This window comes from Pseudomonas sp. FW305-E2 (assembly GCF_058782925.1).
This window is the reverse complement of record NZ_JBYSYE010000013.1, coordinates 87,044-113,635: the sequence shown is the minus strand read 5'-3', so window position 1 is coordinate 113,635 and position 26,592 is coordinate 87,044. Positions and strand designations below refer to the sequence as shown.

The 26,592-nt window shown below is 63.5% G+C and carries 25 protein-coding genes; 16 read left to right on the top strand and 9 right to left on the bottom strand.

Annotated elements, in window-relative coordinates; genetic code table 11:
• From AC3WLP_RS13090 to pedF, 4 genes are all read right to left on the bottom strand, one after another.
• Positions 1 to 516 (bottom strand): MBL fold metallo-hydrolase (locus tag AC3WLP_RS13090; protein WP_146039866.1); only part of this gene is annotated, 516 nt, incomplete at its 3' end.
• Positions 517 to 554: 38 nt separating this feature from the next.
• Positions 555 to 1,316, bottom strand: coding sequence for a quinoprotein dehydrogenase-associated SoxYZ-like carrier (locus AC3WLP_RS13085; protein ID WP_088512307.1), 762 nt, complete (start codon positions 1,314 to 1,316; stop codon positions 555 to 557).
• 8 nt (positions 1,317 to 1,324) lie between these two features.
• A complete protein-coding gene (locus AC3WLP_RS13080; protein WP_012052781.1) occupies positions 1,325 to 2,200 on the bottom strand; it encodes a substrate-binding periplasmic protein in 876 nt (291 codons plus the stop codon).
• Between the two features lie 5 nt (positions 2,201 to 2,205).
• Entirely contained in the window at positions 2,206 to 2,667 is a 462-nt protein-coding gene (gene pedF, locus AC3WLP_RS13075; protein ID WP_017147699.1) for a cytochrome c-550 PedF, read from the bottom strand.
• Between the two features lie 254 nt (positions 2,668 to 2,921).
• Between pedF and exaA the strand changes: the two genes are divergently transcribed.
• Together exaA and AC3WLP_RS13065 are read left to right on the top strand one after the other, a co-directional pair.
• Positions 2,922 to 4,817, top strand: a complete 1,896-nt coding sequence (gene exaA / locus AC3WLP_RS13070; RefSeq protein WP_012052783.1) for a quinoprotein ethanol dehydrogenase — start codon at positions 2,922 to 2,924, stop codon at positions 4,815 to 4,817.
• A 66-nt stretch (positions 4,818 to 4,883) separates the two neighbouring features.
• On the top strand, positions 4,884 to 5,543 hold the full coding sequence (locus AC3WLP_RS13065) for a pentapeptide repeat-containing protein (RefSeq protein WP_012052784.1): 660 nt from the start codon (positions 4,884 to 4,886) through the stop codon (positions 5,541 to 5,543).
• 205 nt (positions 5,544 to 5,748) lie between these two features.
• On the opposite strand, the gene AC3WLP_RS13060 is transcribed toward AC3WLP_RS13065, so the two are convergent.
• Both AC3WLP_RS13060 and AC3WLP_RS13055 read right to left on the bottom strand, forming a co-directional pair.
• Entirely contained in the window at positions 5,749 to 6,387 is a 639-nt protein-coding gene (locus AC3WLP_RS13060; protein WP_003254098.1) for a response regulator, read from the bottom strand.
• Entirely contained in the window at positions 6,384 to 7,661 is a 1,278-nt protein-coding gene (locus AC3WLP_RS13055; protein ID WP_012052785.1) for a HAMP domain-containing sensor histidine kinase, read from the bottom strand. The genes AC3WLP_RS13060 and AC3WLP_RS13055 overlap by 4 nt, the downstream gene beginning before the upstream one ends.
• 150 nt (positions 7,662 to 7,811) lie before the next feature.
• Between AC3WLP_RS13055 and AC3WLP_RS13050 the strand changes: the two genes are divergently transcribed.
• The 9 genes from AC3WLP_RS13050 (at position 7,812) to AC3WLP_RS13010 (ending at position 18,844) form a co-directional block, all read left to right on the top strand.
• Positions 7,812 to 9,005: an ABC transporter substrate-binding protein gene (locus AC3WLP_RS13050; protein ID WP_088512308.1), complete on the top strand. Its 1,194-nt coding sequence runs from the start codon at positions 7,812 to 7,814 to the stop codon at positions 9,003 to 9,005.
• A gap of 30 nt (positions 9,006 to 9,035) precedes the next feature.
• On the top strand, positions 9,036 to 10,025 hold the full coding sequence (locus tag AC3WLP_RS13045; RefSeq protein ID WP_088512309.1) for a YVTN family beta-propeller repeat protein: 990 nt from the start codon (positions 9,036 to 9,038) through the stop codon (positions 10,023 to 10,025).
• Positions 10,022 to 10,762, top strand: a complete 741-nt coding sequence (locus tag AC3WLP_RS13040) for an ABC transporter ATP-binding protein (RefSeq protein WP_003254104.1) — start codon at positions 10,022 to 10,024, stop codon at positions 10,760 to 10,762. Before AC3WLP_RS13045 ends, AC3WLP_RS13040 begins: the two co-directional genes overlap by 4 nt.
• Positions 10,759 to 11,550: an ABC transporter permease gene (locus AC3WLP_RS13035; RefSeq protein ID WP_012052787.1), complete on the top strand. Its 792-nt coding sequence runs from the start codon at positions 10,759 to 10,761 to the stop codon at positions 11,548 to 11,550. The genes AC3WLP_RS13040 and AC3WLP_RS13035 overlap by 4 nt, the downstream gene beginning before the upstream one ends.
• Before the next feature lie 484 nt (positions 11,551 to 12,034).
• Entirely contained in the window at positions 12,035 to 12,844 is an 810-nt protein-coding gene (locus tag AC3WLP_RS13030) for a gamma-glutamyl-gamma-aminobutyrate hydrolase family protein (protein WP_012052788.1), read from the top strand.
• A 349-nt stretch (positions 12,845 to 13,193) separates the two neighbouring features.
• Positions 13,194 to 14,105: a 5-dehydro-4-deoxyglucarate dehydratase gene (kdgD, locus tag AC3WLP_RS13025; RefSeq protein ID WP_010954445.1), complete on the top strand. Its 912-nt coding sequence runs from the start codon at positions 13,194 to 13,196 to the stop codon at positions 14,103 to 14,105.
• A 104-nt stretch (positions 14,106 to 14,209) separates the two neighbouring features.
• Positions 14,210 to 15,574, top strand: a complete 1,365-nt coding sequence (locus AC3WLP_RS13020; RefSeq protein WP_003247701.1) for an MFS transporter — start codon at positions 14,210 to 14,212, stop codon at positions 15,572 to 15,574.
• 77 nt (positions 15,575 to 15,651) lie between these two features.
• The gene (gene garD, locus AC3WLP_RS13015; RefSeq protein ID WP_014756302.1) at positions 15,652 to 17,205 is read left to right on the top strand and encodes a galactarate dehydratase; all 1,554 of its coding nucleotides are present in this window, start codon (positions 15,652 to 15,654) and stop codon (positions 17,203 to 17,205) included.
• A gap of 58 nt (positions 17,206 to 17,263) precedes the next feature.
• The gene (locus AC3WLP_RS13010; protein ID WP_003247696.1) at positions 17,264 to 18,844 is read left to right on the top strand and encodes an aldehyde dehydrogenase (NADP(+)); all 1,581 of its coding nucleotides are present in this window, start codon (positions 17,264 to 17,266) and stop codon (positions 18,842 to 18,844) included.
• A gap of 133 nt (positions 18,845 to 18,977) precedes the next feature.
• Here the strand turns inward: AC3WLP_RS13010 and AC3WLP_RS13005 are convergent, their stop codons facing one another.
• On the bottom strand, positions 18,978 to 19,727 hold the full coding sequence (locus tag AC3WLP_RS13005; RefSeq protein WP_003247694.1) for a FadR/GntR family transcriptional regulator: 750 nt from the start codon (positions 19,725 to 19,727) through the stop codon (positions 18,978 to 18,980).
• 199 nt (positions 19,728 to 19,926) lie between these two features.
• On the opposite strand from AC3WLP_RS13005, the gene AC3WLP_RS13000 reads away from it, so the two are divergent.
• The 3 genes from AC3WLP_RS13000 to AC3WLP_RS12990 all read left to right on the top strand — a co-directional run bounded on the left by AC3WLP_RS13000 (position 19,927) and on the right by AC3WLP_RS12990 (position 22,051).
• Positions 19,927 to 20,577 (top strand): DUF998 domain-containing protein, encoded by a 651-nt coding sequence (locus AC3WLP_RS13000; protein WP_012052789.1) that lies wholly within the window; start codon positions 19,927 to 19,929, stop codon positions 20,575 to 20,577.
• 74 nt (positions 20,578 to 20,651) lie between these two features.
• The gene (locus AC3WLP_RS12995; RefSeq protein ID WP_012052790.1) at positions 20,652 to 20,981 is read left to right on the top strand and encodes a hypothetical protein; all 330 of its coding nucleotides are present in this window, start codon (positions 20,652 to 20,654) and stop codon (positions 20,979 to 20,981) included.
• 161 nt (positions 20,982 to 21,142) lie between these two features.
• Entirely contained in the window at positions 21,143 to 22,051 is a 909-nt protein-coding gene (locus tag AC3WLP_RS12990) for a LysR family transcriptional regulator (protein WP_012052791.1), read from the top strand.
• On the opposite strand, the gene AC3WLP_RS12985 is transcribed toward AC3WLP_RS12990, so the two are convergent.
• Positions 22,052 to 22,570: a DMT family transporter gene (locus AC3WLP_RS12985; RefSeq protein ID WP_012052792.1), complete on the bottom strand. Its 519-nt coding sequence runs from the start codon at positions 22,568 to 22,570 to the stop codon at positions 22,052 to 22,054.
• A 176-nt stretch (positions 22,571 to 22,746) separates the two neighbouring features.
• Here AC3WLP_RS12985 and AC3WLP_RS12980 point away from each other — a divergent pair, with 176 nt between their 5' ends.
• Entirely contained in the window at positions 22,747 to 23,511 is a 765-nt protein-coding gene (locus tag AC3WLP_RS12980) for a hypothetical protein (RefSeq protein WP_012052793.1), read from the top strand.
• A 147-nt stretch (positions 23,512 to 23,658) separates the two neighbouring features.
• Here the strand turns inward: AC3WLP_RS12980 and AC3WLP_RS12975 are convergent, their stop codons facing one another.
• Positions 23,659 to 24,240, bottom strand: a complete 582-nt coding sequence (locus tag AC3WLP_RS12975; RefSeq protein WP_003247673.1) for a hypothetical protein — start codon at positions 24,238 to 24,240, stop codon at positions 23,659 to 23,661.
• A 216-nt stretch (positions 24,241 to 24,456) separates the two neighbouring features.
• On the opposite strand from AC3WLP_RS12975, the gene AC3WLP_RS12970 reads away from it, so the two are divergent.
• Positions 24,457 to 26,589, top strand: a complete 2,133-nt coding sequence (locus AC3WLP_RS12970) for a TonB-dependent receptor (RefSeq protein WP_012052794.1) — start codon at positions 24,457 to 24,459, stop codon at positions 26,587 to 26,589.
• Positions 26,590 to 26,592 lie beyond the last annotated feature (3 nt).

Below are 26,592 nucleotides of genomic sequence, written 5' to 3'. Positions count from 1 at the left end.
GCCCAGCCCCAGCAACCTCAGGCGGTGCCCACCCACCTCATGCACGCCCGGCTGCAGCAGCCGGGTCGGCAGCACCACCTCGGTACCGCGCATCCAGTCGCCGACCAGGCGATACATGTTCTCGGCCATGGCATCGCCTTGCTGGCGCAGCAGGTCGCGGGTGCCGGCCAGGGCACCGATCGGCACATCGGCAAAGGCTTGGTTGCCCAGCACATGGTCAGGATGATGATGGGTCAGCAGCACCTCCACTACCGGCTTGTCGGTGAGGGTGGCAATGGCCTTGCGCAATGCCTCGCCATAGCCCTTCGACGGCCCGCTGTCGATCACCACCACACCGCTGTCGGTGACGATGAACGCGGTGTTGACCACATTGCCGCCATTGGCCTTGGCGAAATTGTCAGTGCTGCCTTCCAGCAACCAGGTGCCCTCGGCGATCTGCCGGGGGGTGAGCCGGTACGCCAGATCAGCCTGGGCCGGCAGCCCCAGGCACAGCAGCAACAGCAGGATCCAACGCATGACGGTGCCTCGGGTCAGGGTGAAATCAGACAACGCGCTCAGGGCAGCGCCGCCTCGAACTGGTTGCCGCTGTTGTCCTGCAACAGCAGCCGTGTTGGCCCAGGGCCCTGGATGTCAAAGCCCAGGTTGGGGTTTTCGCTGACCGCCGGGTACAGCTCCAGGCTGGCCAAGCGCTGGCCATCTGCACCTTGCAACTCGGCATGGTTGAGAAAGAATTCAGGAATGCCGCTGACCAGGCCGTTATCCATCGGGTGGGCCACCTGCAGGCGCAGGCGGCTGCTGTCGCCACGCGGGTAGCGCCCGCCCAGCACCTCCCCGAGGTGCTCCTCCCAGCCGGGCTGGGTGCGCACCACGCTGGGTGCGGTACAACCGCCGCCGGCAGCATCGATCAGGGTCGAACCGACGTGCCACAGGCCATCGCGTGTCAGTACGGCGGCGCGCAACGGTGTGGCCTGTTCGATGCGGATGCGGATCGACAACCAGGGCAACACGCGCTCGCCGGGCTGAAAGTCGACGATGCGCGGCAGAGGGTTCAGCTCTGCCCAGGCGATTATCCGCACCACCTCGCCCGTGAACGCCCGGGCGTCGATCTCCAGCGGGACCTGCCGTGCATCCTCGGCAAAGGGCGGCGCCAGAAGCTTCACACGGTCATCGAACACGAACGCCGCCTGCCCCAGCAACTGCTTGTGGTAGAAGTCCCACATCACGGAAGGCACCGGGTCTGTGGGGGTGCCTTGTGTCGCAGCCTGGGCGGCCCAGGGCATCCAGCAGGCCAGCAGGAAAGTTGCTCGCCAGTTCATGGCCACTCCTATTGATACATCTCCGGGACCTCGTAACGCAGGCCGTAGGCGGCATACATCGCCTTGAGCCGGCCATCGCGAATCATCGCTTCCATGGCCTCCTCCACGGCATAAGCCAACTGCCGGTTGCTTTCATGCACAGCCATGCCGATTTCCCAGGCCTGTTTGCCAAGGTTCGGGTAGGCGTTTTCTGCCAAGGCCAGTTGCGGGTCGGCGGCCTGGTGCAGCTGCCAGTCAACCTCGCCGCGCATCGCCATCACTGCGTCCACCTGGCCGGCCTGCATGGCAGCGAAAGCTTGCTGCACGCTGGGGTAATGGTGGGTCCTGGCGCTGAGCATGCCGTTGAACACCGATGTCAGGTAGAACGACGGCACGCTGTCCACCTCGACCCCGATAGGATGCTGCTGGAATACCGCGACACTGGCCACCGAGGCCAGGCGACGGCGATCGTAGGCCACCTGCCAACGCTCCTGCTGATAGGGGCCGAACATCACCACCTGGGCGTTTTCCAGCTCCCCCAGCTCGTTGCGCCGTTGCGCGTAGGCGCGATCGTAAGGCACCCGCATCATCAGGTCGGCCAATTGCTGATGACGCAGCGGGCTGCCACGCCAGATGTAGTCGCGCAGGTCATCGTCGAGCTTTTCTCCGGGTGGCGCCCAGATCAGTTGTAGGCGTACCCCCAAGGCCGTGGCCAGGGCCTGCGCCAGCTCCACATCGACACCACGCGGCTGGCCGTGGTCCTGAAAACTGTAGGGGGCGAAATCCTTGTACACCGCCACCTTGAGCTCGCCGGCGGCGATGATCGCGTCATAGTTGCGCACCTGCGCCTGGGCCGCCGCGCAACACAGCAGCAGGCCACTCAACAGCACCGCCCACAGACGCATGGCCGTCACTCCTCGACGTGCACGCTGTCCAGGTAGGTGCGCACCGCCCAAAGGGCTTCCTGGCTGAGGTAATCGGCCATCTTCGGCATGTACACGCGGCCGTCGCGAACCGCGCCGTGGCGTACTCGCTCGACGAACCATTCATCGCCGGCATCACCCGCATCGAGCATGCGCAAGTCAGGGGCGATACCACCCGACTTGGCCTCCAAGCCATGACAGGCAGCGCAGTTCTGGTTATAGGCCGAGGCGCCGATTTCCACGGCCTTGTCGTGCTCGGGCGAGCTGCGGTACGGGTTGACCGCGGCCCAGCCGTCACCGTCCAGGCTCGCGCCAGTGTCCTTGATCGGGGTCAGGCCCTTGGTCTCCACTGCCTGGGGCACCACGTTGCCATGGGCCCAGGCTGTACCGGTCAGCACGGCTGCGGCCAGCAACCCAGCAGCCAGCAACACATTGCATTTTGTTGTCATTGTTATGCCCTCACCATTGCACACAAAGCCTCAACCACAGAGGCCGTGCCGCCATCTTAGAAACAGCCCGCGGGCGGCCGAATGCTGCTTTGGTGGCCGGGCCTTAATCCCTTGGTAGTAGGGCTTGTGGCGAAGGGCCAATTGAGGTGCCGTGCGGGAACTATTCCCGGCAAGGGCGGGACTTTTTCCGTATCCCGCGATGGCCGCGGCGCCCCACCCTGTGCAGGCCAAAACCTCCACTGGGAACTGCAACCATGACAATAAGATCGCTACCCGCCCTTTCCCCTCTGGCCCTGAGCGTGCGCGTCCTGCTGATAGCCGGTAGCCTGGCCCTGGGCAATGTGGCAACAGCGGCCAGCACACCCGCTGCACCTGCCGGCAAGAACGTCACCTGGGAAGACATCGCCAATGACCACCTGACCACCCAGGACGTGCTGCAGTACGGCATGGGCACCAATGCCCAGCGCTGGAGCCCGCTGGCCCAGGTCAATGACAAGAACGTGTTCAAGCTGACCCCGGCCTGGTCCTACTCCTTCGGCGACGAGAAGCAGCGCGGCCAGGAATCCCAGGCCATCGTCAGCGATGGCGTGGTCTACGTCACCGGTTCGTACTCACGGGTATTCGCCCTCGATGCCAAGACCGGCAAACGCCTGTGGACCTACAACCACCGCCTGCCCGACAACATTCGTCCCTGCTGCGACGTGGTCAACCGCGGGGCGGCGATCTACGGCGACAAGATCTACTTTGGCACCCTCGATGCGCGTGTCATCGCCCTCGACAAGCGCACCGGCAAAGTGGTGTGGAACAAGAAGTTCGGCGACCACAGCGCCGGCTACACCATGACCGGTGCGCCAGTGCTGATCAAGGACAAGACCAGCGGCAAGGTGCTGCTGATCCACGGCAGCTCCGGCGATGAATTCGGCGTGGTCGGCCAGCTGTTCGCACGCGACCCGGACACCGGTGAAGAAGTGTGGATGCGGCCCTTCGTGGAGGGCCACATGGGCCGCCTGAACGGCAAGGACAGCACCCCGACCGGTGACGTCAAGGCGCCGTCCTGGCCAGACGACCCTACCACCGAAACCGGCAAAGTCGAAGCCTGGAGCCACGGCGGCGGTGCCCCTTGGCAAAGCGCGAGCTTCGACCCCGAAACCAACACCATCATTGTCGGCGCTGGCAACCCCGGCCCTTGGAATACCTGGGCGCGCACGTCGAAGGACGGCAACCCGCATGACTTCGACAGCCTGTACACCTCCGGCCAGGTCGGCGTCGACCCGAGTACCGGCGAGGTCAAGTGGTTCTACCAGCACACCCCCAACGATGCCTGGGACTTCTCCGGCAACAACGAGCTGGTGCTGTTCGACTACAAAGACAAGAACGGCAACGTGGTCAAGGCCACCGCCCACGCCGACCGCAACGGCTTCTTCTATGTGGTCGACCGCAACAACGGCAAGCTGCAGAACGCATTCCCCTTCGTCGACAACATCACCTGGGCCAGCCATATCGACCTGAAGACCGGCCGCCCGGTGGAAAACCCCGGCCAACGCCCGGCCAAGCCGCTGCCGGGTGAAACCAAGGGCAAGCCGGTGGAAGTCTCGCCACCGTTCCTGGGTGGCAAGAACTGGAACCCCATGGCCTACAGCCAGGACACCGGGCTGTTCTACATCCCCGGCAACCAGTGGAAAGAGGAATACTGGACCGAGGAAGTGAACTACAAGAAGGGCTCGGCTTATCTGGGCATGGGCTTCCGTATCAAGCGCATGTACGACGACCACGTCGGCACGTTGCGCGCCATGGACCCGACCACCGGCAAGCTGGTCTGGGAACACAAGGAACACCTGCCGTTATGGGCCGGCGTGTTGGCGACCAAGGGCAACCTGGTATTCACCGGCACGGGCGACGGTTTCTTCAAGGCCTTCGACGCCAAGACGGGCAAAGAGCTGTGGAAGTTCCAGACCGGCAGCGGCATCGTCTCGCCGCCCATCACCTGGGAGCAGGACGGCGAGCAGTACATCGGCGTGACCGTGGGCTACGGCGGTGCAGTACCGCTGTGGGGCGGCGACATGGCCGAGCTGACCAAACCGGTGGCTCAGGGTGGTTCGTTCTGGGTGTTCAAGATCCCGAGTTGGGACAACAAGACTGCACAGCGTTGACCTGCAGCGGGGAGCGGCCTGCGCCCCTCCCCGTTTCTGACCTTCTCCTGCCCAGAGGCTTTTGCCATGAATTACCTGCCCTTTACCTTGCTGCTGGCGCTATCCCCTGCCTTGGCAGTGAGCGCCGACGACACTGGCAACGATACCCCCTTGACCATCAACGGCTGTGTGATTGCCGAAGCCAGCCAGTGCCCGGGGGCCAACCTGCGCGGCGCCAACCTGGCCAACCAGGACCTGCGCAAGATGAACCTGGCCGGTGCCGACCTGCGCGATGCCGACCTGCGTCATGCCCAACTGGACCTGGCAAATCTGGAAAAAGCCCGCCTGCAAGGTGCCAACCTGACCCGCGCCAGCCTGCAACAGAGCAATCTGCGCCTGGCTGACCTGAGCAACAGCAGGCTGGTGGCCATTCAAGGCTGGGGCTTGTTCGCCCAGGGTGCACAGTTTGAAAAGGCGGACCTGCGCGCAGCCTACCTGCAGTTCGCCAGGCTGTCCGGGGCAAAGCTGCAGCAGGCCAACTTGCAGGCGGCGGACCTGGAGATGGCCTGGTTGAGCAAGGCCGACCTGCAAGCGGCCAACCTGGGCGATGCCAACCTGCAGGAGGCCAAGTTTGGCCAGAGCAACCTGGCACACGCCGATTTGCGCGGGGCGCGGCAGCATTACGGGAATTTTCAGGAGGCCAACATGGAGGGGTGCAAGGGGTGCCCTGAAACCTGGGACAAATGAGCGGCCTGTAGGCGCGGGTTCACCCGCGAAAGGGCCGGCCCTGCTGGCCAATTTCCACCCGCCGTTCACTGTTGCTGCCGCTACCGTATTCGCGGGTAAACCCGTTCCAACACACAGATCGGTGGTGGACACGCATCGGTGGTTGAACACATTCCGTTGTGCGCGGTGGGCTGCGACGCAGCCCCAACAGGTGCAATGAAATACCTCACCCCGCCACCCGCACCACCCCCAGATCAATCCCCAGATGCACCAGCTCGGCATGTGAGCTGACCTGCAACTTGCTCTTGAGCAAGGTCAGGTGGTTGGACACAGTCTTGGCACTGATACACAACTGCTCGGCAATCACCCGCGCCGGGGTACCCTTGGCCAGCATCGTGAATATCTCCAGTTCGCGCTGGGTCATGCGCTGCAACCGCGGGTCACTGGTACTTTGCTGTGACAGGCAAGCCAGCTGGGTGGCCAGGGGCTGCTCGATGTAGGCATGCCCGGCCAACACCCGCTGCACCGCCTCGATCAGCACCTCGGGCGCCGAGTTCTTGGTCAGGTAGCCCGAGGCACCCGCATCCAGCGCCTGGCGCACCAGCGGCAGCTCATCGTGCATGCTGAAAAACAGCACCCGCAATTGCGGCAGGCGCTGGCGCAGGCGCCGGGTGGTTTCCAGGCCACTGATACCGGGCAGGCCAAAGTCCATGATCACCAGGTTGGGCACCTGCTCCTGTACCCTGGCCAGCGCCTCTTCACCACTGGCGGCCTCACGCACCTGCACCAATGGCAGCACCGCCCGCAGCAAGCTGGCGTAGCCTTGGCGGACCACGGCGTGGTCATCGACCAACACGATATTCATCGCACCTCCTCGGGAATGTTAAGGGCCAGCGCCCAGCCACCGCCCGGGCGGCTGAAAATGCGTAACTCCCCCCCAAGGCTGCGGGCGCGCTCGGCCATCGAGTGCAGGCCTACCCCTGGGCGCTGGGGCTGGCACCCGCCGCAGCCGTTGTCGCGAATGAACAGGCGCAAGCCCTTGGTACTGCGCTGCAGGCGCACCCGCACCTGGCTGGCACCGGCATGCCGGGCGACGTTGGTCAACGCCTCCTGCAGCAAGCGGTACAAATGCGTTCGGCTCGCCCCAGGCAGCGCCGGCAAGTGCTCGCCAACCCGCAGCCGGCATTCGATGCCCTGGCTGGCCTGCCACTGGCTCACCAACAGCCCGAAGGCCTCGGCCAACGGCATGTAGTGCAGCGCCACCGGATACAGGTTGTGCACCAGCGCGCGAAAACCCTGCTGCAGGCGCTCGCAATTGAATTCAAGGGCCTGCGCCGTCTGCGTCACCACTTCAGGCTGTTCGGCCACCATACGCAGCAGGCATAGCTGGGCTCGCATGCCTGCCAGGTATTGCCCCAGATCATCGTGCAGGGTCTGCGCCAGCTGGGTACGCTCCTGCTCCTGCACCGCCAGCAGGGCCTGGGTCAGGTGGGCATTGTCGGCCTGGGCCTGCTCCAGAGCTGCGGCCATGCGGTTGAAGTGTTTGGCCAGCTGGCGCGCTTCCGGCAGGCCGGCTTCGCGCAGGCGTGCCGTCAATTGCCCGCCTGAGACCTGGTGCAAGGCGCCCAGCAGCTCATCCAGCAGGCCCATGGCCCGCCGTACCGCCCAGCGGATGGTCAACAGGCTCAGCAACAACGCCAGGCCACAAACGCCAAGCAGTTGTTGCAGGGAGTCCCAGACTTCATCGATTTCATCCCGCGCATCCACGGCAATCAACACGCGGCGGCCATCACTCAAGTCCAGCAGCCGGCTGCTGTGGTAGCGCTCGCCGAACAACTGGCGGCCAAGCCAGGCATCCATACCGGCCTCTTGCGGCAGCCTTGGCACCTCACCCGCTGCCAGCCAGTGCACCCGCACATGGCGCAGGCTCTTGGTCAAGCCGGGCTGCAGGTTTGCCGGGTCACGTTCGGCGGTGTCGCCCAGGTATGCCACCACGGCTTCGGCTGACTGCAACTCACGCTCGACGTCGGCCACCGCCTGGTGCAACAGCACCCCGGCACAAGCCAGCGTCACCAAGGCGAAGCATAACGTGACCCAGAGGTTGACTCGCCACAGGGCCGACAAGTTGACAAGGCGCACAAGCGGTTCTCCTCAGGCCGTTGTGGACCATCGTAAAACTGCGGCCCCCGCACTGAATTACTACCTTGGTACCGGCCGAGCGCTACTTTCTGCATATTTCCCCCTCCCGGCGGGCTTCCTATGCTGGCGCCATCTGCCGTGGAGTGTGTTATGCGCCAGCCTGCCCACCTTGCCTTGACCTGCCTGCTGGCCTTGGCCGCAACGCTGGCTACGCCTCTGGCGCCCGCCGCTCAGGGCCAGGCCGCAGCCCCGCTGCACATACGCATCGGCTACCTGGGCTATCGCCCCGCCGCTGGCCCGCTGCTGTCCAATGTCATCCCCGAACCCGGCGATGCCGGGCTCCAAGGTGCCGAACTGGCCATTGTCGACAGCAACAGCACCGGGCGCTTCCTGAAGCAGCAATTTCAGCTGACCAGCGCCAATGTCGACAGCCCCGAGGCCCTGCTGCAAGCCGCCAGGGCCCAGCATGAACAAGGCCTGCGCCTGTTCGTGGTAAATGCCCCGGCCGCCAGCCTGCGCGCGCTGTCTACCGCCCTGCCCGACAGCCTGCTGTTCAACGCCGGCAGCCCCGACGACAGCCTGCGCAGCAGCCAGTGCCTGGGCAATGTCCTGCACAGCCTGCCGAGCCGGGCCATGCTGGCCGATGCCTTGGCGCAGTTCCTGGTACTGCGCAAATGGCAACGGGCATTGCTGGTGGTCGGCCAGCCCCCGGACGACCAGGCTTACGCCGCTGCCCTGCGGCGGTCGGTGAAGCGCTTTGGCGTGCAACTGGTCGCGGAGAAAACCTGGACCTTCGATAACGACCAGCGCCGCAGCGCCCAGGCCGACATGCCGCTGTTCACCCAGACTGCCGAGTACGACGTGGTACTGGTGGCCGACGAACGCGGTGACTTCGGCGAGTACCTGCCCTACCAGACGTGGTATCCACGACCGGTGGCCGGTACCCAGGGCCTGACCCCCACGGGCTGGCACAAGACGGTGGAAACCTTCGGGGCGGCGCAGTTGCAAAAACGCTTCGAGGCCCAGGCCGGGCGCTGGATGAATGACCGTGACTTCGCCGCCTGGATGGCTGTGCGCAGTGTCGCCAGTGCGGCCAGCAAGCTGCGCCTGGCCGAACCGCGCGCGCTGCAGCAACTGCTGCTCAGCGAGCAGTTGCCGCTGGACGGCTTCAAGGGGCGCAAGCTCAGTTACCGCCCGTGGAACGGCGAACTGCGCCAGCCGATCCCGTTGGTTCAGCCCCGCGCCCTGGTCAGCACCTCGCCGCAGGAGGGTTTCCTGCATCCCTTCAACGAAATGGACAGCCTGGGCTATGACAAGCCCGAAGTGACGTGTAGCTACCCCTGACCCGACAACCACAACAATAAGGAATCCGCCATGCGCCGCCCCCTCTTCCACCGGGCCCTGATTTACCCCAGCCTGCTGTCGGGCGCCCTGGCGCTGGCCAGCAGTCACGCCATGGCTGCCACCGCCTGGGTCTCCAACGAGAAGGACAACAGCCTCAGCCTGATCGACCTGCAAACGCTGGAAGTCACCGAAACCCTGCCGGTGGGCCAGCGCCCGCGTGGCTTGCTGCTGTCACACGACAGCAAGCTGCTGTACATCTGCGCCAGCGATTCGGACCGGGTGCAGGTGATGGATGTGGCCACACGCAAGATCATCAAGGAGCTGCCTTCCGGCAAGGACCCCGAGCAGTTCGCCCTGCACCCCAACGACCGCTGGCTGTATGTGTCCAACGAGGACGATGCGCTGGTGACAGTGATCGACACCGTCACCGACAAGGTGCTCGGGCAGATCGAAGTCGGCATCGAACCCGAAGGCATGGCGGTCAGCCCTGACGGCAAGTGGGCGGTCAACACCAGTGAAACCACCAACATGCTGCACTGGATCGACACCAGCACCCAGACCCTGGCCGACAGCACGCTGGTCGACCAGCGCCCGCGCTTCGTCGAGTTCAGCAAAGACGGTTCGCGCCTGTGGGCCTCGGCAGAAATCGGCGGCACGGTGACCATACTTGACGTGGCCACGCGCCAGGTGCTGAAAACCCTGAACTTCCAGATCAAGGGCGTGCACCCGGACAAAGTCCAGCCAGTGGGCATCAAGCTCAGCGCCGATGGCAAGTACGCCTTCGTCGCCTTGGGCCCGGCCAACCACGTGGCGGTGATCGATGCCAAGACCTTTGATGTGCTCGACTACCTGCTGGTCGGGCGGCGGGTCTGGCAGCTGGCATTCACCCCGGACCAGCGCCAGTTGCTGGCCACCAACGGTGTCAGCGGTGACGTTTCGGTCATCGATGTGAAGCAGCTCAAAGTGCTCAAGTCGGTGAAGGTCGGGCGCTACCCCTGGGGCGTGGTGGTGACACCATGAATGCCCTCGACGTCAGTGACGTGAGCTTTGCCTATGGCCAGCGCGAGGCACTCAGGCAGGTCGGTTTCAGCCTGGCACCTGGGCGCTTCGCCGCATTGCTGGGCCCCAATGGTGCCGGCAAGTCGACCTTGATCGCCCTGCTCACGCGCCTGTACGACCTGCAGCATGGCGACATCCGCGTGTGCGGCTGTTCACTACGCAACGCTGCACGCCCGGCCTTGCGCCAGCTGGGCGTGGTGTTTCAGCAAAGCACCCTGGACCTGGACCTGAGCGTTGAGCAGAACCTGCGCTACCACGCCGCCTTGCATGGCCTGTCGCGGCGTCAGAGCCACCTGCGGGTCGAAGCCGAACTGGCCCGCCAAGGCCTTGGCGAACGCCGGCGCGATCGTGTGCGTGAGCTGAACATCGGCCATCGGCGGCGGGTGGAAATTGCCCGCGCGCTGCTGCATGAACCGCGCCTGCTGCTGCTGGACGAAGCCAGCGTCGGCCTCGATCCGGCCAGCCGCCTGGCGCTTAACCAGCACCTGCGCCGGTTGTGCCGCGAGCAGCAGCTCAGTGTGCTGTGGGCCACTCACCTGCTGGACGAAGTGCAGCCCAGCGATGATTTGTTGATTCTGCATCAGGGGCGCCTGGTGGCCAGTGGTACCGCCGATGCGCTGAGCCTTGAGCACGGCGGTGACCTCGATCACGCCTTTGCCCGCTTGACCAACGCCCCCTCAGGAGCCAACGCCCGATGAACGCTTACTGGCAATGTTTCAACGGCATCATGCTGCGCGAATGGCTGCGCTTCGTGCTGCAGCGTACACGCCTGCTCAGCGCGCTGGTGCGCCCGCTGCTGTGGTTGCTGGTGTTCGCTGCCGGCTTTCGCGCAGCGCTGGGCATTGCCATCATCGAGCCCTACGACACCTACATCCCCTACGAGGTGTACATCATCCCCGGCCTGGCCTGCATGATTCTGCTGTTCAACGGCATGCAGGGCTCATTGTCGATGGTCTACGACCGCGAGATGGGCAGCATGCGCGTGTTGCTGACCAGCCCGCTGCCACGCCCGTTCCTGCTGGGCAGCAAACTGCTGGCAACTTCATTGATTTCCCTGCTGCAAGTCTATGCCTTCCTCGCCATCGCCTGGTTATACGGGGTACAACCACCGGCTGCAGGCCTGCTGATGGCGCTGCCAGCGTTGCTGCTGGTGGCCTTCATGCTCAGTGCCTTGGGGCTATTGCTGTCGAACGCCATCCGCCAGCTGGAGAACTTCGCCGGGGTGATGAACTTCGTGATCTTCCCGCTGTTCTTCCTGTCGTCGGCGCTGTACCCGTTGTGGAAAATGCGCGAGGCCAGCCAGTGGTTGTACTGGCTGTGTGCTGCGAACCCGTTCACCCATGCCGTAGAGCTGGTGCGGTTTGCACTTTATGAGCGGTTGAACCTGCTGGCGCTGGCGGTGTGCCTGGGGTTGACCGCACTGTTCACCCTGCTGGCGATCCTCACCTTCAACCCCCAGCATGCAGCGCTGCGCAAGCCGCGCTGAAAACCTGGGGGTGTAACGCGGATAGCGTGTGGGAGCAACTGTCTTGCTCAATTTCTAAAAGCTGGCGCCTTCCCTGTGGGAGCGGGCTTGCCCGCGAACACGGGCGATGCCCGTGCCATCCACCACGGTGTTGGCTTCGCGACACAAGGCCGCACATGGAGCGAGGTGACTTCAAGCGACCTATTCATTGCACCGCTGCAATGACCCAACTGCATCGTTAAATATTATTGACCGCAGACCCTGCCAAACCCACGTCGCCACAGGCCCGCATCGGTTTCACCCCCCAGAAAACGGCGTATCCCCCGCGCTAAAGCCCACTTCCGTCGTTTGACATATCGAACGGCTCTGGCAAGCTATCTACAAGCCCCGACCGGAATCGTCGCCTCTGACGAGCCGGCAGTGCTCGGGGCTACAGGCAGCACCCAGGGCCCCGAGCCGTGCGCCTGCACAACAACGACAGGTCGAACCTGTCCCAAGGTGACATATGTCCAACAGCAACATTGGCAACAAGCAACCTTCCCTGCGCAAACCCGTCGTCCTGATGACCATGGGCAGCCAAGAGCGCAAAGGCCATGACTACCAGGTCATGACCCACAAATACATTACCCCGCTGGTCGAGTTCTCCGACTGCGTCCCGGTGTTGGTGCCTACCTGCTGCGGCACTGACGACCTCGAGACCTACCTGGACATGGCCGACGGCGTTTACCTGACTGGCGCTGGCAGCAATATCGACCCGGCCCTGTATGGCCAGGAAAACCAGACCCCAGGCAAAGGCCAGGACCAGAACCGCGACCTGTTCGACATTCCGCTGGTCAAGGCGGCGATCAAGCGTGGCCTGCCCATTTTCGGCATCTGCCGCGGGATGCAGGAAATCAACGTGGCCCTGGGTGGCGACATTTACCAGAAGGTGTATGCCGAACCTGGGTTCAATGACCACCGGGAAAACCCGGAAGACCCGGTCGACGTGCAGTACGCCCAGGTGCATGGGGTGAAGATCCAGCCGGGCAGCTGGTTGCACGACACCCTGGGTACCGACGAGATTCGCGTCAACTCGCTGCATGGTCAAGGCCTGCACAAGCTCGGCGCCGGTATTGAAGCCATCGCCCGTGCCGAAGATGGCCTGGTCGAAGCGATTCACGCGCCAAGCATTTCGCCGTTCCTGTTCGCCGTGCAGTGGCACCCTGAATGGCAGGCGGCGAAGAACCCTGATTCGATAAAGATCTTCCAGGCCTTCGGCGATGCTTGCCGGGCCCAGGTACGCAAGGCGCAAATCAAGCGCCAGCACGCGGCCTGACCTTCAGTTTCCTCTGCTTTGATCGCGGGGCGGTGCAAGGCCGCCCCCGTTTCCCCGGTCACCCTCTGCTGGTCCCAGAACACTTCCCGTGGAATCGGGCGGCGGGCTTGTGCCTGTCTCCGCGATCGTTTTTCCTCCCCCCATCAAGAGATACGATGACCGTCATGTGTTTGTCGTCGTACCTGCTGCGCCTGTGAAATCGAGCGCCACAACACACCTATCCAGACGGCCACCCTGGCGAGAACACAAAATTCTGAAAAAGGACTGGTCATCGCACAGGTTGTACGATAACTTACCTCCAACGCAAAACAACACCCCCTCACCCAAGCGCCACAGGATGCCAACAACAATGAATCCACAAGAACTTAAATCCATCCTCTCCCACGGCCTGCTGTCTTTCCCGGTCACCGACTTCAATGCCCAGGGCGACTTCAACCCGGCTGGCTACATCAAGCGCCTTGAGTGGCTGGCCCCCTACGGCGCCAGCGCGCTGTTCGCCGCTGGCGGTACCGGTGAATTCTTCTCCCTGGCCGCCAGCGAATACAGCCAGGTGATCAAGACCGCGGTCGACACCTGCGCCACCTCGGTGCCGATCCTCGCCGGTGTCGGTGGCTCTACCCGTCAGGCCATCGAATACGCGCAGGAAGCCGAGCGCCTGGGTGCCAAGGGCCTGCTGTTGCTGCCGCACTACCTGACCGAAGCCAGCCAGGACGGCGTCGCCGCCCACGTCGAAGCGGTGTGCAAATCGGTAAACATCGGTGTGGTGGTGTACAACCGCAACGTCTGCCGCCTGAACGCCGACCTGCTGGAAAAACTGGCCGAGCGCTGCCCGAACCTGATCGGCTACAAGGACGGCCTGGGTGATATCGAGCTGATGGTGTCGATCCGTCGTCGCCTGGGCGAGCGCTTCAGCTACCTGGGTGGCCTGCCGACCGCCGAAGTGTATGCTGCCGCCTACAAGGCCCTGGGCGTACCGGTGTACTCCTCCGCGGTGTTCAACTTCGTGCCGAAAACCGCCATGGACTTCTACAACGCCATCGCCCGTGACGACCACGCCACCGTGGCCAAGCTGATCGACGATTTCTTCCTGCCCTACCTGGACATCCGCAACCGCAAGGCCGGCTACGCCGTGAGTATCGTCAAGGCCGGCGCCAGAATTGCCGGTTACGACGCCGGCCCGGTGCGCACTCCGCTGACCGACCTCACCGCCGAAGAGTACGAAATGCTCGCCGCGCTGATGGACAAGATGGGCCCGCAGTAAGCGCTGCCCGCGGCCTGCCAGATGCCGCACCCGGAGTGGGCCTGCCCCACTCCGGTTACAATTCGTGAGCCCGCACAAAAATAACTAGTGGGAGTATTGCCAGCATGCAAGCGACTAAGAAAACGCATGTGCGCTACCTGATCCTGTTCATGCTGTTTCTGGTGACCACGATCAACTATGCCGACCGCGCGACCATTGCTATCGCAGGCTCCAGCCTGCAGAAAGACCTCGGCATTGACGCCGTAACCCTCGGTTATATCTTTTCCGCCTTCGGATGGGCTTACGTGGCTGGCCAGATTCCTGGTGGCTGGCTGCTCGATCGCTTCGGTTCCAAGAACGTCTACGCCTTCAGCATCTTCACCTGGTCGCTGTTCACCCTGCTGCAGGGTTTTGTCGGTGGCCTGCCGGTTGCCTGGGCGGTGGTCACCCTCTTCACCCTGCGCTTCCTGGTCGGTTTCGCCGAAGCCCCGTCCTTCCCGGGTAACGCGCGCATCGTCGCCGCATGGTTCCCGACCCAGGAACGCGGCACGGCGTCGGCCATCTTCAACTCGGCGCAGTATTTCGCCACTGCACTGTTCGCCCCGATCATGGGCTGGATCGTGTTCAGCTTCGGCTGGGAGCACGTTTTCGTGGTCATGGGTGTGCTGGGCATCATCTTCTCGATGGTGTGGCTGAAGACCATCTACAATCCGCGCCAACACCCGCGCATCAGCCAAAGCGAACTCGAGCACATCGAGCAGAACGGCGGCCTGGTCGACATGGACCAGAAGCGCGGCAGCGATGGCCCGAAATGGGGTTACATCAAGCAGTTGCTGACCAGCCGCATGCTGCTGGGCGTATACCTGGGCCAGTACTGCATCAACGCCATCACCTACTTCTTCCTCACCTGGTTCCCGGTGTACCTGGTGCAGGAACGTGGCATGACCATTCTCAAGGCCGGCTTCATCGCCTCGCTGCCGGCAGTGTGTGGTTTTATCGGCGGCGTCCTGGGTGGCGTGATCTCCGACTGGCTGCTGCGCCGCGGCAACTCGCTGACGTTTTCGCGCAAACTGCCGATTGTCTGTGGCCTGCTGCTGTCCACCACCATGGTGTTCTGCAACTACGTCGATGCCGAGTGGATGGTGGTTGGCTTCATGACGCTGGCGTTTTTCGGCAAGGGCATTGGCGCACTGGGCTGGGCGGTGGTCGCGGACACTTCACCCAAGCAGATCGCCGGGCTGTCCGGTGGCCTGTTCAACACCTTCGGCAACATCGCGTCGATCACCACCCCTATCGTGATTGGCTACATCATCAGCGCCACCGGCTCGTTCAAGTGGGCGCTTGTGTACGTGGGTGCCAACGCGCTGGTCGCGGTATTCAGCTATCTGGTTATCGTCGGCCCCATCAAGCGTATCGAATTGCGTGATGCTGCCCCGAAGCCACACGCTGAGCCTGCCACCGACGGCGAACTGGCCAGCTCCCGTCACTGAAAAAACACGCCCGCGCCGGGTCACCCGGCATGGGCGGATGTACAAAAGCCTGAGAACCTGACAAGTAGGGCCCAAACATGCAGTTGATCGAACATTCCGACTCGCCCCGCTACGTCCGCCTGCACGACGACGACAACGTCGTGGTCGTCGTCAACGACGGCGGCTTGGGCGAAGGCGCCCGCTTCGCCGACGGCCTGACCCTGATCGAAGGCGTGCCGCAAAGCCACAAGGTGGCCACCGTGGCCATCGCCAAGGGCGAGCCCGTGCGCCGCTACGGGCAAATCATCGGCTACGCGCTGGAAGACCTGCGCCAAGGCAGCTGGGTTCAGGAAAGCCAGCTGGCCATGCCGGCCGCCCCGGAACTGGACAGCCTGCCGCGCTGCGATGCAGTGCCACAACCGCTGCCGCCGCTGGAGGGCTTCACCTTCGAGGGCTATCGCAACGCCGACGGCACTGTCGGCACCCGCAATATCCTCGGCATCACCACCACCGTGCAGTGCGTGACCGGCGTGCTGGAACATGCAGTCAAGCGCATTCGCAACGAACTACTGCCCAAATACCCCAACGTCGATGACGTGGTAGCCATTACCCACAGCTACGGCTGCGGTGTGGCAATCAACGCCCGCGACGCTTACATCCCGATCCGCACCGTGCGCAACCTGGCGCGCAACCCCAACCTGGGCGGCGAGGCGCTGGTGATCAGCCTGGGCTGTGAAAAACTGCAAGCCAGCCAGGTGATGCACGACAACGACCCCTCGGTGGACCTCAGCGACCCATGGCTGTACCGCCTGCAAGATGCCAGCCTTGGCTTTGTTGAAATGATCGAGCAGATCATGGACCTGGCCGAAACCCGCCTGAAGAAGCTCGACCAACGCCGCCGCGAAACGGTCCCGGCCAGCGAACTGATCCTCGGTATGCAATGCGGTGGCAGCGACGCCTTCTCGGGCATCACCGCCAACCCGGCACTGGGCTATGCCGCCGACCTGCTGGTCCGCGCTGGCGCCACCGTGCTGTTCTCTGAAGTGACCGAGGTGCGCGACGCGATCTACATGCTGACCTCGCGCGCGGAAAACCAGGACGTTGCCGACGCGCTGGTGCGCGAAATGGACTGGTACGACCGCTACCTGCAGCAAGGCGCCGCCGACCGCAGCGCCAACACCACACCGGGCAACAAGAAAGGCGGGCTGTCGAACATCGTCGAGAAATCGCTGGGTTCGATCGTCAAGTCGGGCAGCGGCGCTATCCAGGGTGTGCTCGGCCCAGGCGAACGGGTCAACCGCAAAGGCCTGATTTTCTGCGCCACCCCAGCCAGCGACTTTGTCTGCGGCACCTTGCAGCTGGCAGCCGGCATGAACCTGCACGTCTTTACTACCGGCCGCGGCACCCCGTATGGCCTGGCCATGGCACCGGTGGTCAAAGTGTGCACCCGCAGCGAACTGGCCCAGCGCTGGCCCGACCTGATCGACATCGACGCCGGTCGCATCGCCAGTGGTCGCTCGACCATCGAGGAGCTGGGTTGGGAGCTGTTCCATTACTACCTGGACGTGGCCAGCGGCCGCAAGCAGACCTGGGCCGAACAACACCGGTTGCACAACGACATCACCCTGTTCAACCCGGCGCCCATTACCTGATGCCGCAGCCTTGACCACGCATTCACACACGCCACTCTCAATCCCACAGGAGCACCCCATGCCTGAAATCCTCGGCCATAACTTCATCGCCGGTCAGCGCAGTGCCGCTGGCCCTCAGCGCCTGCAGAGCCTGGACGCCAGCACTGGCGAAGCCCTGCCCTACAGCTTTGCCCAGGCCACCGAAGCCGAAGTGGACCAGGCCGCCAAGGCCGCTGCCGCTGCCTTCGCCGAGTTCCGCCAACTGGCTCCGGCACGTCGGGCCGAGTTCCTCGACGCCATCGCCGCTGAACTCGACGAACTGGATGACGCCTTCGTCGCCATCGTCTGCCGCGAAACTGCACTGCCCGCCGCCCGTATTCAGGGCGAGCGCGGCCGCACCAGCGGGCAGATGCGCCTGTTCGCCCAAGTGCTGCGCCGCGGCGACTTCCTCGGCGCGCGCATCGACCTGGCATTGCCCGAGCGCCAACCGCTGCCACGCGTAGACCTGCGCCAGATGCGCATCGGCGTGGGCCCGGTCGCCGTGTTCGGGGCCAGCAACTTCCCGCTGGCCTTCTCCACCGCCGGTGGTGATACCGCGGCCGCCCTCGCCGCGGGCTGCCCGGTGGTATTCAAGGCGCACAGCGGGCACATGGCCACGGCCGACCTGGTCGGCTGCGCCATCGTGCGCGCCGCTGAGCGGACCGGCATGCCCAAGGGCGTGTTCAACATGGTATTTGGTGGCGGCGTGGGCGAGTGGCTGGTCAAGCACCCCGCCATCCAGGCGGTTGGCTTCACCGGCTCGCTCAAAGGCGGCGATGCCCTTTGCCGCATGGCCGCTGAGCGCCCGCAGCCAATCCCGGTATTTGCCGAGATGTCGAGCATCAACCCGGTCATCATCCTGCCGGGCGCCCTGGCCAAGCGTGGCGAGGCCATTGCCCGCGAGTTGGCGGGGTCCGTGTGCATGGGCGCCGGGCAGTTCTGCACCAACCCTGGGTTGGTGATTGGCCTGCAGTCACCACAGTACAGCCAGCTGCTCGCCGACCTTGGCCAGTACCTGGACCAGCAAGCCGGGCAAACCATGCTCAACGCTGGCGGCCTGCGCAGCTACGTTGGCGGCCTTGAACACCTGCATGCCCATGCCGGTATCGAGCATGTGGCCGGCCAGGCGCAGGAAGGCAACCAGGCACGCGCTCAGCTGTTCAAGGCCGATGCACGCCTGCTGGTCGAGTCCGACCCGCTGTTGCAGGAAGAAGTGTTTGGGCCCACCACCGTGGCTGTAGAGGTGCAGGACCACGACCAACTGCGCGACGCGCTGCTCGGCCTGCGCGGCCAGCTGACCGCGACGCTGATCGGCGAGGCGGAAGACTTCGATGCCTTCGCCTGGCTGGTGCCGCTGCTGGAGGAGAAAGTCGGGCGAATCCTGGTCAATGGCTACCCGACCGGTGTCGAAGTCTGTGATGCCATGGTGCACGGCGGCCCGTACCCGGCGACCTCCGATGCGCGTGGCACCTCGGTCGGCACGTTGGCCATCGACCGCTTCCTGCGCCCGGTGTGCTACCAGAACTACCCGCAGACACTGCTGCCTGAGGCACTGCGCGACGGCAACCCGCTGGGGCTGCGGCGGTTGGTGAACGGGCAGTGGAGTGACGGGGCGATCTGACCGGTTGCACGCAACAAGAAAGCCCTGCGCACGGCGGGGCTTTTCTTTTTGACTGTACCGGCCTCTTCGCGGGCAAGCCCGCTCCTACAGGGCTATCTTGCCCGCGAAGAGGCCAGTACTGGCAGCAAAGGCTTCAGGTCCCTTGCGCTTCAGCCGCCTCATGCGCCTGGCGCAAGCGCTCGCGGCTGTTGCTCAGGTGCATGCGCATGGCCATCTTCGCCCCTTCGCTGTCACGCCGGGCAATCGCCTCATAGATCGCCTCGTGCTCATGCATCAGGCGGCTCATGTAATGCGCCTGGTCATCATGGGCCAGGCGCGCCGAATTCAGTCGGGTGCGCGGGATGATGCTGGTACCCAGGTGGTTGATGATGTCGGCGAAGTAGTGGTTGCCGCTAGCCTGGGCAATGCGCAGGTGGAACTGGAAGTCCGCCGACACCGCATCAGTGGCGTGGGCCGCCCCCTCGTTGAGTTCGTCCAGCGCCGCCCGCATACCGGCCAGGGCTTCGTCGCTTCGCCGCTGGGCTGCCAGCCCGGCCGACTCGATCTCCAGGGCAATGCGCAACTCCAGCACCGCGAGCACTTCGCGCAGGGTGACCACGGTGGCCGGGTCGATACGGAAACCGCCCGTAGCCGGCGCATCCAGCACGAATGTACCAATGCCGTGGCGGGTCTCTACCTGCCCGGCGGCCTGCAACCGCGAGATCGCCTCACGCACTACCGTGCGGCTGACGCCCTCCTCGGCCATGATCTGCGATTCGGTCGGCAGCTTGTCGCCGCGCTTGAGCTGGCCGCTGCGAATGCGTTCGGTCAGCACCGTGACCAGTTCCTGGGCCAGACTGCGCGGCTTGCGCCGGGTCCTTGCCTGTACCTGCTGCTCTGTCATTGCCCTGTATTTCACCTTGAAAGACAGCGCTCATCATAGCGCAAGCAGTTGTACGATCACATACACCCCGTGCGGTATTTATTACCCCTCTTTGCAGACCCTGGCCCATGAAAAAACGCGCAGAATCACTGGCCCATGGTCCGCGCGAGTCTGTACTGTACGCCTTCACGCTCACTGATCCATGGAAGGAATCTGCAGTATGAAAACCCTCGACCGCCTTTTGCTCGGCAGTGGCCTGCTGATCCCCCTCTGGCTGCTGGTGGGGGTATGGCTCACCGCTCAGGCCTACCCTGGCTATGATCACCTGCAACAGGCCATGAGCCAGCTTGGCGCGGCCGGTTCGCCAACCCACAGCTGGTCGCCACGGGTCAACAATTTCCCTCTGGCCCTGCTGTTTGCCCTGTTTGCCTGGGGCCTGGTGCGGCGCTGGCGCAGCTCGAAGCTGGCGCTGCTGAGTGCGGGCCTGGTGTTACTGCATGGCATTGGCAGTTTGGGCACCGGCTGGTTCCCTTGCGACCAGGGCTGTGCACCGGCACAGCCATCTACCTCGCAGCAACTGCATAACCTGTTTGGTCTGCTGATGTTCCTCTCACTGACCTTGGCCAGCGCCGTATGGGCATGGCTGGGCAACCGCATTGCCGGCTCCCCCGCCTTGGCGCTGCTTTCCCTGGCTTGCGTGGTGTTGGCAATCATCACCGTCGCGTTGATGGGCCAGGCGGCGCAGAGTGGCCAGCTGTTCGGCCTCTATCAACGCCTTAACTATGGTGTTTCGGTGCTCTGGGTTGCCAGCCTGGCCTGGACAAGCCTGCGCAGGCCCGAGGCCAGCCCTCTGCGCATGGCTGTAACCTGACGGCAAATTGCTGGCCCACGGCTGCGCAAAGCGAAGGCAAACTCCGTTCTCTTTCAGATGCTTAGGACAGCAACATGCGAGTACTTCTAGCAACGATGGCCGGCTGCCTGCTGGCCACCTTCGCTTTCGGCGCCCAAGCCAGGGCACTGAGCCAGAACGATCGCCACACCTGCAGCTGGGGCGCGCAGATAGCCGCCGAGGCCCAACAGGCCAAGCTTTCCGGGGTGACCTTGTATGCCACGCGCAAGAAGCTGCAGGTACGCAAATTCCCCAAACCCTGGATGCGCATGACTGCCTTCGGTATTACCGAGCAGACGTACAACAGCCGCTCGCGGCTCAAGCCTGAAGCGATAAAGCGGACTTACTTTGAACAGTGTGTTCAGCATGCAACTGCAAGAAGATAAGTCTTTTTTATCAGTAAATTACAGATCAAACATAAAGCCATTTAGTAGAATCCATGTGCCGCGAAGAAGCCTCTATCGCCAGCAGCTTATATGCGCGTGCAAGACTCAAGCATTTGTTAAGCTGATCCGAGTCGCCAGAATTGACCAAGGCCATTCACCTGATGGATGAACTGCGCAAGATCGACCTCAACCTGCTGCTCGCCCTGCATGCCCTGCTCAGTGAACGGCACGTGACCCGCGCAGCCCTGCGCCTGCACCGCAGCCAACCGGCGGTCAGCCACGCCTTGGCGCAGTTGCGCAAACACTTCGACGACCCTTTGCTGGTACGCCAAGGCGGCGGCATGGTCCTCACTGCCCGCGCCCAGTCGCTGGCACAGCCACTACAGGATGCACTGAGCAATCTCGACAGCCTGTTGGCCACCCCGCTGTTCGACCCAGCCCGGGCCCAGCGCCGGTTCCGGCTGTCGCTGTCCGACTACGCCTCGCGCATCATCCTGCCGCACCTGCTGCGCCACCTGCGCCAAGTCGCGCCCGGGGTGGACCTGGCCATCAGCCAGGCCAGCCGTGAAACCATGTTGGCGCAGTTGCTCGATGGCGAGCTGGATCTGGCCCTGGGCCTGTTCCCCGAACTGCCTCAGGACATCACCGCCCAGCCCCTGTTTGCCGATCGCTTCATCAGCGTTGCCGATCGCCAGGTCCTGCCTGCCAGCGGCGGCATGGCCCTGGAAGACTGGCTGGCACGCCCACATGTATTGATGGCCATGCGCCCGGATGCTTTCGATGAAATCGAGCGCGCACTGGCCGCCCGGGGCCTGCAACGCCGTATTGCCCTGGCCTTGCCACACTGGAGTGCTGCGGTCGAAGTGCTGGCCGGCACCGACCTGATCCTGACGGTGGCCAGCCGCGCCGTGGGGTCGTTGCGCCAGCACAGGACACTGCGCCAGTTCACGCCGCCACTGGCCATCCCCTCGTTCGACTATCAGCAAGCCTGGCACAACCGCAAGGACAGTGACCCCGGGCACCGCTGGCTGCGCGAAACCGTCTGGGCCTGCAGCCAAGCAGGGCGCTGATCAGTTTTCTTGCCCCTTTACAGCTGCCGTGGAATGGGCCGCTGACGCCGTTGCCCAAGGGCCCTGTACCAGCAACACTCCGCACAGGATCAGCACCACACCAGCCAGCCTGGCCAGGCTAAGCGGCTTGCCACCCAGCCCCATCGCCCCGTAGTGGTCGGCAAGCACTGCCGTGATGATCTGCCCTGCCACCACCAGTACCAGGAACCCTGCTGCGCCAAGTTTCGGGGTGAGTGCTGCGGCGCCGGCTACATACAGTGCCCCCAGCACGCCTCCAATCCATAACCACCAGGGCCCTTGCAAGGCCTTGCCCATGTCTGGCGCCGGTACCCGGATAATCAGCAACGCAGCGATCACCACCAGCATGCTCACCGTCAACGATGTGAAAGCCCCCCACAGCCAGTGCCCAAGGGCCCGGCCTACTGCAGCATTGCCGGCAGCCTGAAACGGCAACACCGCACCGGCAAGCAACGCCATGGCCGCAGGAAGCGCCAGCAGAAGCATTGATTTACTGAACATGGCAGTCCTCATCCAAGGTATCGATGGCAACCATGATGCTGCATGCCCCAGTACTGATAGAAATCAAAATCCTGCACTTGAACTATTCGTACCCTGCATACTGAAACATTCCTTCCGGCCGGCGTGCGCCTGGCCGGCAATCGACTGCACCGTGCCACTGCCATGGAGCCTTAGCCATGAGCGACGACCGAAAGTCCCTGATCGACCTTGGCCAACTGCCAACCCGCAACCTGGCCGAATGCCTGGCGGTGGATCAAGCCGCATTGGTCAACGCCTTGACAGGCCAACTGCCAGCAGCATTGGTTGAGCACCTCGCTGCCAGTGCGGACCAGGTCCAGGCACTGGGCCTGTCAAAAAAAGTGGCGGCCATTGGCCTGGCGCTGGGCAAGTGGCTGGAGCAAGCCGCCGAGTCGTTGCGCCAGCACGTGTTCGAGCAATGCTGCACGCACCCGTCCGATACCGTGCGCAGTTGGGCAGCGTTCGCCCAGGCGTACCTGTCACGCTCGCAGCCTGCGGAAAATGCCCTGCTGGCGCAGTTTCGCTTCGCCCGCGATGAGCACTTCGGCGTGCGTGAATGGGCATGGATTGCCCTGCGCCCGCGCCTGGCCCAGCATCTTGAAGCGGCCCTGGCGCTACTCGGCCGCCATACCGGCGATGCAGACCCGCTGGTACGTCGGTTCTGCATCGAGATCCTGCGCCCGCGCGGCGTTTGGTGCGAGCACATTGCCACGCTCAAGCAACAACCAGAAGTGGCCGAGCCGTTGCTGGTACCGCTGCTGGCCGAAGCTGAGAAATACGCCCAGGACTCAGTCGCCAATTGGCTCAACGATGCCAGCAAGACCCGCCCCGACTGGGTACTTCAGCTGTTTCAGCGCCATCCCCCGGCCTGCAAGGCCTCACAGCGCATCCAGACCCGGGCTACCCGAAGCCTGCGGCAGTGACACACCACAAGTCGACTACCCCTATCGTGCAGAGCCCCAGGCCTTGATCGAAGCCGCCGGCTACTGAGGCCCTCTCCCCGGCACCAGCCTGCCCGGACCGCAAACGGCCGATCGTAGGCGAGTAACCGAGGTCGGCAACGGCCGAGGTCAGCGCGAGGTTTCGACGCGCAGCACTTCGGTGTAGATCGCGTCAACCGTCTGGCCAACCTTGAGGTTCTTCATGCGTTTCTGCAGGTCTGGGTTCTCGACCTTGACCACCTGCAGCTTGCCCTCCGGTGGCAACAAGCTCACCTCATGCGTCTTGAGGTCGATCTTCTTGATCTGAGAGGTAACCTTGACCTGGCGGAACGCCTCGCCGCCCGGGTTGGGGTTTTGCTCGGTTGCACGAATGGTACCGGACTCTTCAGTCGCTTTCGGCGCCCCACCCACTTCCGGATTGAGCACATAGGCCACGGCGCGTGTCACGTAGATGTCGACTTGGTCACCGACTTTCAGGTTGGGCAGCGCTTTGGCCTTTTCGGTCAGCTGGAACGTCACATCCTTCTTCTCGTCAGGGCCTTTCACCGTGACTTGGCGGGTGGCCAGGTCGATAGCCGTTACCTGTGTGGTGACATGGCTTTCCAGCGCCTCGCTCCCGATGGGGATACCGGCAGCCTGTACCGTGAAGCTGGCAGCAGAGGCCAGCGTGGCAAGGGCTACAGCACGAGCGAGAGTACGAATGGGGTTCATAGGCGAGCTTCCCTGTGATCAAGTCCGAATAGGCGCGTGAAAGGCTCACGCGCTGACAAGCATAGCCATTACCGGCCGCCTTGCCGGCCCTCCCGGTTGGCGACGCATTTCGTCGCCGAAATCACCGTTATAGCTAATACGAATTCTTTACACTTGCTTTACATTTGCAAATCATTACTATTCGTGACTCCCGATAACAACAAAGAGTCGCCTGTAATGGCAAAAAGGTCTGTTGCCCCAGCATCCATTTCCATGCTGGGCCTGCTCGTTGTGCCTGCTGTCCACGCTGCCGCCCAAACCGATACGCAAAGTAGCCTCGCCCTGCCGGCCACCGCCGTCAGCAGCGTCTATGAGCAGCAAAGCTACAAGGCCAGTGAAAGCCGCAGCGCCATGAAGATCGACGCGCCGCTGCGCGATATCCCGCAAACCGTCAACGTCGTTCCCGAAAGCGTGATCAAGGACCAAGGCGCACAGTCCATGGAAGACGTGCTGAAGAACGTGCCCGGCATCGGCCTGTCCAACGGCGACGGCCAACGCGATCAGGTGACCATCCGTGGCTTCAGCGCCATTGGCGACATGTACATAGACGGCGTGCGTGACGACGCCCTGTACTTTCGCGACCTGTCCAACATCGAGCGTGTCGAGGTGATCAAGGGCCCGGCCGCGGTGCTGTATGGCCGTGGCTCCTCGGGCGGGCTGATCAACAGCATCAGCAAAAAACCAAGCTTCACACCCAAGCGTGAAGTCGGCATGAACGTCGACAGCGAAGGCAAACGCCGAACCCAGTTCGACACCGGCTGGGCCGACCCGCAAAGCAACCAGGCCTATCGCGTGACCGGTGCCTTCGAAGACAGCGACACCTTCCGCGATGATGGCTACATCGACCGCAAGGCCATCGCGCCGTCGGCCTACTTCCGTCTCTCGGACGACCTGGAACTGAACCTGGGCGCCACCTACCTGTACGACAAGCGCCTGATCGACTTCGGCATCCCGGCCCTGGGCAACCGCCCGGTGGACGTGGACCGCGACAAGCGCTTTGGCTCTGGCGATGCGGACCAGGATTACGCCCGCAGCGAGGTGTTCTCGCTTACAGCCAGCCTGGACTACCGCATCAACGACAACTTCACCCTGACCAACACCAGCCGTTACTACCGCTACGACCTGGACCGCAACAACACCTTGGCCGACAGCAGCCCGACGCGCTTCGTCACCGCGCCCGACGGTGAACTGCTGATCAAGCTCAACCGTGGCAACGTCGCCCGCGATGAGTACGGCGTGTTCAACCAGACGGAGCTCAAGCAACAAGCGCAACTGGCCGGCATGCAGCACAACCTGTTGTACGGCGTGGAAGCAGGCTTTCAGGACAAGTACCAGCGCGTGCTGAGCCAGACCAACGTGGCCCAGGTGCCGGTGTACCGTGATGCCTTGGTGCCGGTACCGGAACACGCCGCCAACCTGTCTTCCAAGGGCACCAACTTCCAGCAGACCACCGGTCTGTACGTGCAGGACATGATCGAGCTGAACGCGCACTGGAAGGCACTGGTCGGTGTGCGTTATGACATCTTTGGCCAGGAGTACGACGACGACCGCGTGCAAAACATCGACCTGGATCGTACCGACAAGACCTGGAGCCCGCGTGCGGGTCTGGTCTACCAGCCAGACGCCATCCAGTCCTACTACGTGTCGGTCAGCCGCAGCTATCAGCCTTCGGGCGAAGTGTTCGCGGTGAGCCCGAGCAACCAGCACCTGGAGCCGGAAGAAACCACCAACTATGAAATCGGCGCCAAATGGGACCTGCTCGACAGCCGCCTGTCACTGACCGCCGCAGTGTTCCGCCTTGAGCGCACCAACATGAAGACTGCCGACCCGGCCAACCCCAACCTGACCGTATTGGCTGGCGAACAGCGTACCGATGGCTTTGAAGCCACCGTCAGCGGGCATCTCACCGACAAGTGGCAAATCTATGCCGGATACGCTTACCTGGACGCCGAAATCACCAAGTCCAACAGCAAGACCAATGGCGTGGCGAACGAAGGCCAGACCCCTACCCTGACGCCGCGCAACAGCGCCAACGTCTGGCTGGTACGTACCCTGACACCAGAGTGGCGTGTGGCCGCCGGAGCCAACTACGTCGACGAACGCTACACAGCGCTCGACAATGTGGTGGTGATGCCAGGCTATACCACCTTCGACGCCGCGCTGCTGTACAGCGTGCCGCAGTGGGATGCCGCGCTGCGCCTGAAGAACGTGTTTGACCGTGACTACTATGCCTCGGCACATGGCTCGGTCGACCTGATCACCCCAGGGGCACCGCGCACGCTGGAAGCCAGCTTCAACTACCGCTTCTGACCC